Below are 12,012 nucleotides of genomic sequence, written 5' to 3'. Positions count from 1 at the left end.
AATCCGCACTTGCAATCCGTACTTCCAATCATTCATGAGATGAGTTCCATATGACTTTAGTAACACCGCGCCATCTGCAAGCAGGATCGCCTTATCCGTTGGGAGCCCATTTTGACGGACTGGGCATCAACTTCGCTGTCTTCTCCGGCAACGCCACCAAGATCGAGCTGTGCATCTTCGACGCCACCGGCCGGCGTGAAGTCGAGCGCCTGACCTTGCCGGAATGCACCGATGAGGTGTGGCACGGCTATCTGCCCGACACCTCCCCGGGACTGGTCTACGGCTATCGCGCCTACGGTCCGTATGAGCCGCAGAAAGGTCATCGTTTCAATCCCAACAAATTGCTGCTCGATCCCTATGCACGCCAGCTGGTCGGCCAGGTGCGCTGGACCGATGCATTATTCGGCTATCGCATGCACTCGGCCAAGGGCGACCTCAGCTTCGACCGCCGCGACAGCGCCGCCGCCATGCCCAAGGCGGTGGTCAACGAGGATATGCCGGTCGGGAAGAAATTCCCGCGGCCGCGCGTGCCGTGGTCCAAGACGGTCATCTACGAAGCGCACGTGCGCGGTATTTCCATGATGCGCGACGGCGTCATGCCGCATGAACGCGGCACTTTTGCTGCGCTTGGCCATCCCGATTTCATCGCCCATTTGCAAAAGCTGGGCGTGACCACGGTGGAACTGATGCCGGTGCATGCTTTCCTGCAAGAGAACTTCCTGCTGCAGCGCGACCTGCGCAATTACTGGGGCTACAGCACGCTTGGCTTCTTTGCGCCGGAACCGAACTACCTGTCCACCGGCGATCTCAACGAGCTGCGCATGGCGGTGCGCCATTTCCACGCAGCCGGTATCGAGGTGATCCTCGACGTGGTCTACAACCACACTTGCTCGGGCAGCGAACTTGGGCCGACGCTGAGCATGCGCGGTCTCGACAACGCTAATTATTACCGTCTCTTGCCTGGCGAGGAGCGGTATTACATCAACGACACCGGCTGCGGCAACACCGTCAACATGTCGCACCCGCGCGTGATCCAGCTGGTGCTGGATTCGCTGCGCTATTGGGCCGAGGCCTTCGATATCGACGGCTTCCGTTTTGACCTGTGCACGACGCTGGGCCGAGAGCCGACCGGCTTCGATCCGGGCAGCGGCTTCTTCGACGCGCTGATGCAGGATCCGGTGCTGTCGCAGCTGAAGCTGATCGCCGAACCGTGGGATATCGGTCCGGGTGGCTATCAGCTCGGCAACCATCCGCCTCGCTTCGCCGAATGGAACGACAAATTCCGCGACGCCGTGCGTCACTTCTGGGCAGGGGGCGAGGGCCTGCGCGGCGAGTTCGCCGGACGCATGCTGGGTTCGTCGGACCTGTTCGATCATCATCACCGCAAGCCCTGGTCCTCGGTCAACTTCATCGCTTCGCACGACGGCTTCACCCTGCGCGATCTGGTCAGCTATGAGACCAAGCACAACGAAGCCAACGGCGAAAACGGCAATGACGGCCACAACGAGAATTACAGCGCCAACTGGGGCGTGGAGGGACCGACCGATGATCCGGAAATCCTGCAGCTGCGCGCCACCGTCCAGCGCTCCATGCTGACCTGCGTGTTTCTGGGACAGGGGACGCCGATGCTGCTGGCGGGCGATGAATTCCATCGCACCCAGCGCGGCAACAACAACGCCTATTGCCAGGATAACGAGATTTCCTGGGTCAACTGGAAGGATGCCGCTACCCAAGAAGGCCAGGCGCTGATCAGCTATGTCGCACGGCTGACGGCGATCCGCCGTGATTTCCCGGTGCTGCAGGGCGATCGCTTCCTGCACGGCAACACGGAGATCGAACCCGGTCTCAAGGATGTCGCCTGGTTCGACGAACGCGCCACACCGATCTCGGTCGAGGACTGGCAAAACCCGGTGGCGCGCGCGCTGACGCTGCAATGCGCCGGCGCGGGCAATGTGGATGCGGCGGGGAACGAGGCCGGGGGCCCGGACATCGTGCTGATGTTCTTCAACGCGGGACATGAGCCGATCGAGTTCAGTTTTCCGCGCGCCGAGGATGCGCACTACCTGCTCATCGACAGCAACATCTCCGACGGCGCCGTTTCCAGGGAAGCCTGTACCACCGCCAGCGTTGAAGTCGCGGCGCATAGCGTGCAGGTTTTCGCCAATCGTCCATGCCGGGAACAATCATGAACAGTCCAGTGCAACTCCATCCGAACAACGTTCGCTTCCACTACCGCCTGCCGTTCGGCGCCGAGTATCTGGGCAACGGCCGCACCAGTTTCCGGCTGTGGGCGCCGCTGGCCAAGACCGCTTCGGTGCTGATCGACGGCCAGCGCAAAGTGCCGATGTCGCCGGCCGGCGAGGGCTGGTTCGAAGTCGAGACCGAGTGCGAAGCGCGCAGCCAGTATCGCTACGTACTGATGTCGCAGACCGACGGCGAGATCAGCGTGCCTGATCCTGCTTCGCGCAGCCAGGCCGGCGACGTGCATGCCGACAGCGTGGTGATCGACGCCTCCGCCTATGAATGGCAGACGCTGGACTGGCGCGGCCGGCCCTGGCACGAGACCGTGCTGTACGAATTGCACGTCGGCGCGCTGGGCGGTTTTGCCGGCGTGCTGCAACGCCTGCCGGAACTGGCCGAGCTCGGCATCACGGCGGTCGAGCTGATGCCGGTGGCGGAATTCCCCGGCGCCTATAACTGGGGATATGACGGCGTGTTGCCCTATGCGCCGGACGCCAGCTATGGCACGCCGGAACAGTTGAAGCAACTGATCGATACCGCCCACGGGCTGGGCATGATGGTGTTCCTCGATGTGGTGTACAACCATTTTGGCCCCGACGGCAATTATCTCAACAGCTATGCGTCGCCGTTCTTTCGGACGGATACCACCACGCCGTGGGGCGAGACCATCGATTTTCGCCGTCCCGAAGTAGCCGACTTCTTCGCTCAGAACGCCTTGTACTGGCTGCAGGAATACCGCTTCGATGGTCTGCGCCTGGACGCCGTCCATGCCATCCGCGAACAGGGCTGGCTGCACGATCTGGCGCGCAAGGTGCGGCGCGCGATCGAGCAGGAGGATGCGGACATCGGCCTGTCGCGCCGCCATGTACACCTGGTGCTGGAGCATGACGACAACGCCGCTTCGCTGCTCGACGGCGGTCAAGGCAAGCCGGGCGAGGGCGACAAATACGACGCCCAATGGAATGACGACGGCCATCATGTGCTGCACGTGCTGCTGACCGGCGAGACCGGCGGCTACTACAGCGACTACGCGGTGCAGCCGGCCGAAAAACTGGCGCGCTGCCTGCGCGAAGGTTTTATCTATCAAGGCGAGCCATCGCCGTATCGCAACAACGAAGTGCGCGGCGAACCCAGCGCCGAATTGCCGCCGACGGCCTTCGTGCTGTTCTTGCAAAATCACGATCAGATCGGCAATCGCGCCCAGGGCGAGCGCCTGACCACGCTGGCGCATCCGGACGCCTTGCGTGCGGCACAGGCCTTGCTGCTGTTGTCGCCGCAGATCCCGATGCTGTTCATGGGCGAAGAATACGGCGCGCCGCAGCCGTTCTATTACTTCACCAGCCACGCCGACGAGAAACTGGCCGACGCGGTGCGCAGCGGCCGCCGCAAGGAGTTCTCGCGCTTTCCCGAGTTTTCCGATCCGAAGGCGCTCGACGCCTTGCCGGATCCGAACAGTTTTTCCACCTTCATGGCGTCGATTCCCGAACCGGTCTCGCCTGAAGAGGACAAGAGCGCCGGCCAATGGATGGGCTGGTGCTACCGTCTGCTGCTGATCCGGCGCGAAGCGATCACACCATATTTGCCCGGCGCGGTTGCGCTCGATGCGCAGGCAATCGGTTTGAAAGCCGTCTATGCGCGCTGGCGCCTGAACAACGGTACGGTGCTCAATATCTGCGTCAATCTGGGTGAGCAGCCGCTGCGCGAATCGCTGGAGACGCTGGTCGTACCGGCCGGCGCCGATGTCCTGTTCGACAGCGGCGGCGTGCTTGACGCATTGGCCGCCGGCACGCTGCCGGCGCATTCCATCCTGGTCATACGCGAGGCTGCAAGATGACTTCCGCCACATCACTTCCCGTTGAGGAAAATCCGCCCAGCGACTACGACCAGGCGGTCTTTACGCTGGCGGCGCTGGCCGGCATTTCGGTCGATTGGATCGACGCCTACAACCAGCCGCAACGCGTGACGCCGGCGTCGCTGCGCACCATCCTGGCGGCCTTGAACCTGCCGTGCGACAGCCATCGCCAGGCGCTCGACAGCATGGCGCAGCTGCAGCGCGGCAACCAGGCGCGCGACTTGCCGCCGCTGATCACGGCCGAGATCGGCCAGCCGGTTTCCTTGCCGGAACATTGCGGCCTGCATGGACGCGCCTGCCTGGTCACGCTGGAGTCCGGCCGCAAGATCGAGCGCCGCGTATCGTCCGACGAGAGTCGCACGCCGATGCTGGAAGCGATCGACGAATACGGCTACCACCGCCTGCAGGCCGGCGACGCCGAGGTCACGCTGGCGGTGGCGCCGCGCCGCTGCTACAGCGTCGCCGACGCCTTCGACGCGACTCCGCATCGACACTTCAAGGCGCACGCCGATCGCGGCTGGGGCCTGGCCTTGCAACTGTACGGGCTGCGCAGCCAGGGCGACGGCGGCATCGGCAACTTCACCGGCCTGGCCGAGCTGGCTGCGCGAGCCGGTGCAGAGGGCGCTTCGGCGCTGGCGATCTCGCCGGTACATGCGATGTTCGCGGCCGATCCGCATCGTTTCAGTCCCTATTCGCCGTCGAGCCGCCTGTTCCTCAATGTGTTGCACATCGACCCCGCTGCCGTTCTCGGCGCCGACGCGGTGGCGCAGGTGCTCAATGAAGGCGGCCCCGAGATGCAGGCCCGCCATCAACGGCTGGAACAGACCGGCCTGGTCAACTGGCCCGAAGCCGGTGCCCATCGCATGACCTTGCTGCGCCATCTGTACGCGTTGTTCCGCATGCAGGATCGTCCTTCGGCCGAACTGGCGGCGTTCCGGCTGCAAGGCGGACAGGCGCTGGCGGACCACGCACTGTTCGAGACGCTGCATTATTGGCAGCAGACCAAAAACATCGACGTCGCCAGCGACTGGCGACGCTGGCCGGAGCGTTACCACCGCCCCGGCAGCGCCGAGCTGAAACGTTTCGCGGAAGAGCAGAGCGGGGAAGTCGATTTCCATATCTTTTTGCAATGGCAGGCCTCGCGCTGGATGCAGGCCGCGCAAGAATCGGCGCGGGCGGCGGGCATGGCGGTGGGACTGATCGCCGATCTCGCGGTCGGCGCCGACAACGGCGGCAGCCAGTCGTGGAGTCACAGTTCGGAGATGATCGCGGGCTTGTCCGCCGGCGCACCGCCCGACTTGCTCAATACCCGCGGCCAGAACTGGGGCATCGGTGCGTTTTCGCCGCTGGCGCTGCGTGAACAGGGATTCAGGTCGTATATCGCGATGCTGCGTTCGGCCTTCGCCCACGCCGGCGGCGTGCGTATCGACCACGTGATGGGCCTGACCCGGCTATGGCTGGCGCCCGAGGGCGGCGACGCCAACGAAGGCGCCTACCTGCGCTATCCGGCACGCGACCTGTTGCGGCTGATCGCGCTGGAGTCCTGGCGTCATCGCGCGATCGTCATCGGTGAAGACTTGGGCACCGTGCCCGAAGGGTTCGACACCGAGCTCAAGGAAGCCGGCTTGCTCGGCATCGGCGTGCTGTGGTTCCAGCGCGATGCGCGCGCGAATTTCCTGCCGCCGCAACAATGGCCGGGGCATGCCATCGCCACCACCTCGACGCACGACCTGCCGACCGTTGCGGGCTGGTGGCAGGGCAGCGACATCGCCTGGCGCACCAGGCTTGATCTGCTGATGCCGGGCGCCACCGACGCCCAGACCCGCGCCGATCGCGGCGAAGACCGCAGCTTGCTGTGGCAGGCCTTGCTCGATGCCGATTGCGTGGCCGGCGACCAGCCGTCCGACGATGCGCCGCAGGACGTGATCGACGGCGCCGCCGCCTTCATCGCACAGACGCCGGCGCCGCTGGCCTTGTTGCCGATCGAGGATCTGCTCGGCCTGGAGGATCAGCCGAATCTGCCCGGCACCGTCGATACCCATCCCAACTGGCAACGCCGGTTGCCGGCCACGGCGGAGACGCTGCTGGACCACGTCGATTGCCGCCGGCGCATGCGGCTGTTGCAACGCACCGTTCGTGCAAAAGACACTGACAAGACAGGCAGGAAACCTTGAACTCTCCCGCATCTCCTCGGGCATTGATACCGCGCGCTACGCTGCGCCTGCAATTCCATCGCGACTTCACCTTTGACGATGCCCTGGCGCAGGCCGATTATTTCGCGGCGCTCGGCGTGAGCCATTTGTACGCGTCGCCGATCTTCACGGCACGCAGCGGGTCAACGCACGGCTACGACGTCGTCGATCCCGCCCGCGTCAATCCAGAACTGGGCGGCGAAGACGGGCTGCGCCGCCTGGTGCAGGCCTTGCATGAACGGCACATGGGACTGATCGTCGACATCGTCCCGAATCACATGGCGCTCGGCGACCAGAATCCGTGGTGGCGCGATGTGCTGTTGTGGGGCCGGCACAGCCATTACGCAAGCTGGTTCGACATCGAATGGCTGGGCGCCGATCCGGCGCTGCACGGCAAGGTATTGCTGCCGGTGCTCGGCAAGCCCTACGGCGGGTTGCTGCTCGCCGGCGAAATCAAGCTGGAAAGGGAGGCCGGCCGCCTATACGTCGCCTGTCCCGGCAATCGCCTGCCGTTGGCTCCGGAAGACTATGTCGACGTACTCGGCGCAGCCGGTTCGCCGCGGCTGGCTGAAGCCGTAGCGGCATTCCGGCGGGTGCAGGAAGCGGCCGTGCAGGAAGAGCGCCAGGCCTGCGCCGCACAGGCGTGGCGGGTGCTTGAGCAGGCTGTCGAAGACCCGGCTGTGCGCGGCGCCATCGACGCCTGCCTGGCCCGATACTGCGCACTGACGCCGGACGGCGCGGCCGCGTTGCATGAATTGCTGGAGCGCCAGCATTACCGCCTGTGCGACTGGCGCAATGCCGGCGACGAGATCAACTGGCGCCGCTTCTTTGAGATCGGCGACCTCATCGGCATGCGCGTGGAGCAGGATGACGTCTTCGAAGCCATGCATGCCTTGCTGTTCCGCCTGGTCGGCGAAGGCCTGATCGACGGCGTGCGGCTCGACCACATCGACGGCCTGGCAGAGCCTGCTGCCTACGTGCAACGTCTGCGTCAGCGGCTGGAGGCGCTGACGCAGGGGCAGCCGGTCTACATCGTCGCCGAGAAGATCCTCGGCGCGGAAGAAAGCCTGCCGACCGACTGGGGCATCGACGGCACCACCGGTTACGACTTCATGGACCAGGCCGCAGCCATATTGCATGACGAGAGGGGCGCCGCCGTGCTGGATGCGATCTGGAAGGAATACCGTACCGATCCCGACGGCTTCGGGCATCTGGTGCACAGCACGCGGCGGCGTTTGCTGGAGCGCAATTTCGCCAGCGAATTCAATGCGCTGACGGCGGCGCTGCACACCTTGGCGCGTTCCGCCGTGGCCACGCGCGATCTGTCGCTGATGGCGATCCGGCGCTGCGTGCGGGAGTTGCTGGTGTATTTTCCGGTGTATCGCACCTACGGCGTTCGCGCCGGCTGCGGCAGTCGCGACGCCTCCGTGATTCGCGCCACCGCCGCACGCGTGCGCGACCTGCTGGCGAAATCGGACCAGGCGGCGCTGGAGGCGATCGTCGGCCTTCTCGCCGATCCGCCGCAACCCGGGATTCAGGATGAACGCCACGCGCAATTGCACTGGCGCGCGCTGACGCGTTTCCAGCAACTGACGCCGCCATTGACCGCGAAGTCGACTGAAGACACGGCGTTCTATCGTTACGGCCGCTTGCTGTCGCGCAATGAAGTCGGTTCCGAACCGGCGCAGCTGGCGTTGGGAATCGAGGATTTTCATCGCCATGTCGCACGCCGCCAGCGCGATTTTCCGGCGGCGATGCTGGCCACGGCCACCCACGATCACAAGCGCGGCGAAGACGCGCGCATGCGGCTGGCGGTACTCAGCGAAATCCCGGCACACTGGCAAAGCACCCTGCAGCGCTGGCGTGCGCTTAACCAGGCCGCGCGCACGCAGATGCCGATCGACGCGGTCGATGAGCTGATGCTGTACCAGACGCTGATCGGCGTCTGGCCGCTGGAGCAATCCGGCCACGCGGAGTTGCTGGAGCGTGTGGCGGCCTGGCAGCGCAAGGCCCTGCGCGAAGCCAAGCGCCGCTCCGACTGGAATGCGCCCGACCTCGATTACGAGGCGCAGTGCGAGGGCTTCCTCCGGCGCATCCTGCGCGCCGAAGCCGACAATGCCTTCCTGCCGGCCTTGCACCATTTCGTCCAGGAAGTGGCCGCCGCCGGCGCGCTCAACAGCCTGGGACAGACCATGTTGCGACTGACCGTACCCGGCGTGCCGGATCTGTATCAGGGATGCGACCTGTGGGATTTCAGCCTGGTCGACCCGGATAACCGGCGGCCTGTGGATTACGCCTTGCGGCAACAGCTGATGCAAGCCGGGCTGACCGCGCCGCTGACGCTGGAAGACTGGCGCAACGGCGCCTGCAAGCAGCAACTGATCCGCACGCTGCTGCATTTCCGGCGCGGCAGGGAAAGCCTGTTCACCATCGGCGACTACGTGCCGCTGACGGTCACGGGCGAGCTGGCGGACAAACTTGTCGCCTTCGCGCGCCGTTGCGACGGACTGACGATTGTCGTGCTGGTCAGCCGCCATGCCGCGCGCCTGGTCGTCAGCGGCCATACCGCGCAAACGCTGCACGCGGCGACGCCGCTGATCCCGCCGCAACGCTGGGGCGATACGGCGGTGCAGTTGCCGGCGGACAGTCCTGCCGGCGAATGGCAAAGCGTCCTGTCGGGTGCTGAAGGAGCGGTGCGCGAGCAGCGGATTGTCGTGGCGGACGTGCTGCGGGTACTTCCGGTGGATGTCCTGGTGCTTTCGGACTGAGGCCGCAGGAATTCCTACAGGCAAATGCGGAGCTCGCCTATCGTGATGCACTGCCGAGCCGACTAGTATCGGGAAGGCAGGGCAACGAAGTTGGCCGACTTACATTGCAAGGAGATTCAAATGTCATCGATCATCGTAGGCAGATTTCAACTGGTGGATGAGACCGAATACGCGGTGGACGAGCTGGTGCAGGCCGGCTATCCCCGCGAGATGATCACCACCTTCTATCTCAATCCCGCCGGCCAGCACGATACCTATCTCGTCGGAGGCGACCGCGACGAATCGCCCGGGGCGAAAGACACTCCGGCAGGTGTTGCGGCGGGAGCCGCTACCGGCGTAGTGGTCGGCGCTACGGCAGGGTCGGCGACTGCTCCCGTGACCGGCCCTGTCGGACCGGTGCTGGGCGGATTGGTCGGCGCGCATCTGGGCTCGCTGGTGGGCTCGCTCAACGCAACCGACGACACCGATGAGGGCGGTCGCCATACGCAGGAAAAGGAAGTGCGCAAGGCCGGCATGCGCGTGGCCGTTGCGGTGGAAGGCACGCCGCAGGAAAACGAAGCCATCGCCTTGCTGCATTCGCTCAAGGCGGCCGACATCGAGCGCAGCGAAGGCCATATCGTACATGGCGACTGGGACGATTTCGACCCGCTGGCGCCGCCGCGTTATGTCGATCTGCAGGGCAATCGCTCTTACACAGGCCGGATTTGATCAGGCTCAAGGCCAGGGCATCGGCGTGACGTCTTCATACGGGGCATCGGCGGGGCGCTGATCCGGGCGCTGGCCGGCGTTCAGGCGTGCGCCAAGCAGCAATTGCAACTCGCGGTCAGTGGCGATGAAGTCGGATGCCTGGAGCGGCTGCGTGGTGTTGGGCCAGTTTTCCACGGCCCAGCGGCGCAGCTCGCGATAACGGCGCCTCAGTTCATCGGCATATTGTTCGCGGGCTTGCGGTTCGTCGGGATGGGCATTCATGGATCACTCCTTGCGGGTTGGCACGTGATGACGGCATGTCATGAGCAAGCCTAATGCCTGTGGCGCCGGACCGGCATCGGACTGTGCCTGATTGCATTGTAGGACGCGCAGACGCAAACACAATCGAAGAAAGAAGGCCGCGATGATGGATCTCGTAGGATGGATCAGCGCCTTGCTGCTGTTGCTGACGGTATCCGCCCAGGTCTTCACGCAATGGCGTAGCGGTAGCACTAAAGGAGTATCGCACTGGATGTTTGTCGGCCAACTGGCGACCTCGACCGGCTTTGTGATTTATAGCGCCAGCGTCGGCAACTGGGTGTTCGTAGCGTCCAACGCCGCGACCTTGTGCGCGGCGCTGGTGGGGCAAGTGGTGTACCTGCGCAATCGCCGGCGTGCGCCCCAGGGGACAAAGGACGGCGGATGACTGCTTCCTCCCGGCAAATACATAGCCGCCTGCAGCAACCCGCCGCATCGTCGCGGCTGGTGATTTACGCCGCACTCGCAGGCAACTTCCTCGTCGCGCTCACCAAGCTGTGGGCGGCGGTATGGACGGGCAGTTCGGCCATGCTGAGCGAAAGCATCCATTCGCTGGTCGACATGGGCAACGAACTCCTGCTGCTGTACGGCTTGCGCCGCGCCAATCAGCGGCCCGATCACGACCATCCGCTCGGCTACGGCCGCGAAGTCTATTTCTGGAGTTTCGTGGTGGCGGTGCTGATCTTCACGCTCGGCGCGGGGCTGTCGATCTACGAAGGCATCCATCACATCATGGATCCCGAACCGGTGGAAAACGTCCTCGCCAGCTATCTGGTGCTGCTGGCAGCGGCGATCTTCGAAGGCTGTTCCTGGCTGTTGACGCTGCACAAGTTCAAGGGCCCGAAGCGCATTGCCGACCTGCCCGAAGAGGTCCGGCACAGCAAGGATCCGCCGACTTTCATCGTGTTGCTCGAAGACACCGCCGCGATGCTGGGCATCGCCGCCGCCTTCATCGGCATCTGGCTGTCGCAGCATTTCAATGTGCCGGCCTGGGACGGCGTCGCTTCCATCGTGATCGGCGTCATCCTGGCTGCGACCGCGGCCGTGCTGGGGCAGGAAACCAAGGGCTTGCTGATCGGTGAACGTGCGCGGCAGGAGGTGCTGGATTCCATCCTGGCCGAAGCGACCTCGCTGGATGGCGTGGTCGGCGCCAACGGCGTCTTGACCGTGCATCTGGCGCCGCATCAGATTCTGGCGGCCTTAAGCGTGGAATTTGAAGACGACCTCAACACGCCGCAGATCGAAGTGCTGGTGATTGAAATGGAGACGCGATTGCATGCGCTGCACCCGGAGATCGTGGCGCTGTTCATCAAGCCGCAGACGGCGGGGCGCTTTCAGTATGCATTGCACAAGCAGCGCCACGAAGATCCGACCAGGATTTAGCGCTGCACACGCGCCGCTAAACGGATCGGAGTCCCTGAGCAGCTCTCAGTCTTGCGCATCGGCATCGGCGAAGCCGAGGCGCTGGTGCCATTCCAGCAGCGACTCCCGGGGAAATTGCGCGAACTGCTTATCTTTGCGTCCGGCCTTGAGCTCGACCCACGGCGCCTTGTAATCCAGCAGCAAGTGCGTGTACTCGGGCGGCGTCGGCAAGGGCGTATCGATGGCGGACGCGAAGGGATGCACGAGGTCCGGCCAGGTCGGATCGTACAGCCACAGCGCGCTGCCGCAACGGCGGCAAAAATGGCGCTGGCCGGTGCTGGTGTGGACGCGCTTTTCGCCTTTGCGTTTCAAGCGGGCATGATAGACGCTGACATCGTCGGCGCCCTTGACCTTGAGGCTGAGGAAGTCGCCGCCCAGATTGACTGCATAACCGCCGCCGCCCTGGGTCTTGCGGCAGATCGAGCAGTAACAGCGCTGGTAAGGATAGGGCGTGTCGCTGTTGAGCGTGAAGCTGACGGCGCCGCAGTGGCAGGATCCCTTGAGTTTCATGTCTTCCTCGTCTGGATAGTCG

9 protein-coding genes are annotated in these 12,012 nt (G+C 64.5%); 7 read left to right on the top strand and 2 right to left on the bottom strand.

Annotation, left to right across the window (positions count from 1 at the left end):
* Positions 1–50 precede the first annotated feature (50 nt).
* From glgX to F506_RS13170, 5 genes are all read left to right on the top strand, one after another.
* Positions 51–2,189: a glycogen debranching protein GlgX gene (gene glgX / locus F506_RS13190; RefSeq protein WP_053198114.1), complete on the top strand. Its 2,139-nt coding sequence runs from the start codon at positions 51–53 to the stop codon at positions 2,187–2,189.
* Positions 2,186–4,075: a malto-oligosyltrehalose trehalohydrolase gene (gene treZ / locus F506_RS13185; RefSeq protein WP_053198112.1), complete on the top strand. Its 1,890-nt coding sequence runs from the start codon at positions 2,186–2,188 to the stop codon at positions 4,073–4,075. The genes glgX and treZ overlap by 4 nt, the downstream gene beginning before the upstream one ends.
* Complete coding sequence (gene malQ / locus F506_RS13180) at positions 4,072–6,267, top strand: 4-alpha-glucanotransferase (RefSeq protein WP_053198110.1); 2,196 nt, start codon at positions 4,072–4,074, stop codon at positions 6,265–6,267. The genes treZ and malQ overlap by 4 nt, the downstream gene beginning before the upstream one ends.
* A complete protein-coding gene (gene treY / locus F506_RS13175; RefSeq protein WP_053198109.1) occupies positions 6,264–9,053 on the top strand; it encodes a malto-oligosyltrehalose synthase in 2,790 nt (929 codons plus the stop codon). Before malQ ends, treY begins: the two co-directional genes overlap by 4 nt.
* 120 nt (positions 9,054–9,173) lie before the next feature.
* Entirely contained in the window at positions 9,174–9,761 is a 588-nt protein-coding gene (locus F506_RS13170; protein ID WP_053198107.1) for a hypothetical protein, read from the top strand.
* A 6-nt stretch (positions 9,762–9,767) separates the two neighbouring features.
* Here the strand turns inward: F506_RS13170 and F506_RS13165 are convergent, their stop codons facing one another.
* Positions 9,768–10,022, bottom strand: coding sequence for a hypothetical protein (locus tag F506_RS13165; protein WP_053198105.1), 255 nt, complete (start codon positions 10,020–10,022; stop codon positions 9,768–9,770).
* A gap of 142 nt (positions 10,023–10,164) precedes the next feature.
* Here F506_RS13165 and F506_RS13160 point away from each other — a divergent pair, with 142 nt between their 5' ends.
* A complete protein-coding gene (locus F506_RS13160; protein WP_053198102.1) occupies positions 10,165–10,446 on the top strand; it encodes a PQ-loop repeat-containing protein in 282 nt (93 codons plus the stop codon).
* Entirely contained in the window at positions 10,443–11,441 is a 999-nt protein-coding gene (locus tag F506_RS13155) for a cation diffusion facilitator family transporter (RefSeq protein WP_053198100.1), read from the top strand. Before F506_RS13160 ends, F506_RS13155 begins: the two co-directional genes overlap by 4 nt.
* A gap of 45 nt (positions 11,442–11,486) precedes the next feature.
* Here the strand turns inward: F506_RS13155 and F506_RS13150 are convergent, their stop codons facing one another.
* Positions 11,487–11,990, bottom strand: coding sequence for a GFA family protein (locus tag F506_RS13150; RefSeq protein WP_053198098.1), 504 nt, complete (start codon positions 11,988–11,990; stop codon positions 11,487–11,489).
* Positions 11,991–12,012 lie beyond the last annotated feature (22 nt).

This window comes from Herbaspirillum hiltneri N3 (assembly GCF_001267925.1).
Lineage (GTDB): Bacteria > Pseudomonadota > Gammaproteobacteria > Burkholderiales > Burkholderiaceae_D > Herbaspirillum > Herbaspirillum hiltneri.
Note: the sequence above shows the minus strand (reverse complement) of the source record. Positions and strands in the feature narration are given on the sequence as shown.

What these genes read in the sequence shown, in the direction of transcription:
- glgX (WP_053198114.1), top strand. Translation starts at nt 51, where the DNA reads ATGACTTTAGTAACACCGCGCCATCTGCAAGCAGGATCGCCTTATCCG.
- treZ (WP_053198112.1), top strand. Translation starts at nt 2,186, where the DNA reads ATGAACAGTCCAGTGCAACTCCATCCGAACAACGTTCGCTTCCACTAC.
- malQ (WP_053198110.1), top strand. Translation starts at nt 4,072, where the DNA reads ATGACTTCCGCCACATCACTTCCCGTTGAGGAAAATCCGCCCAGCGAC.
- F506_RS13170 (WP_053198107.1), top strand. Translation starts at nt 9,174, where the DNA reads ATGTCATCGATCATCGTAGGCAGATTTCAACTGGTGGATGAGACCGAA.
- F506_RS13165 (WP_053198105.1), bottom strand. Translation starts at nt 10,022, where the DNA reads ATGAATGCCCATCCCGACGAACCGCAAGCCCGCGAACAATATGCCGAT.
- F506_RS13160 (WP_053198102.1), top strand. Translation starts at nt 10,165, where the DNA reads ATGATGGATCTCGTAGGATGGATCAGCGCCTTGCTGCTGTTGCTGACG.
- F506_RS13155 (WP_053198100.1), top strand. Translation starts at nt 10,443, where the DNA reads ATGACTGCTTCCTCCCGGCAAATACATAGCCGCCTGCAGCAACCCGCC.
- F506_RS13150 (WP_053198098.1), bottom strand. Translation starts at nt 11,990, where the DNA reads ATGAAACTCAAGGGATCCTGCCACTGCGGCGCCGTCAGCTTCACGCTC.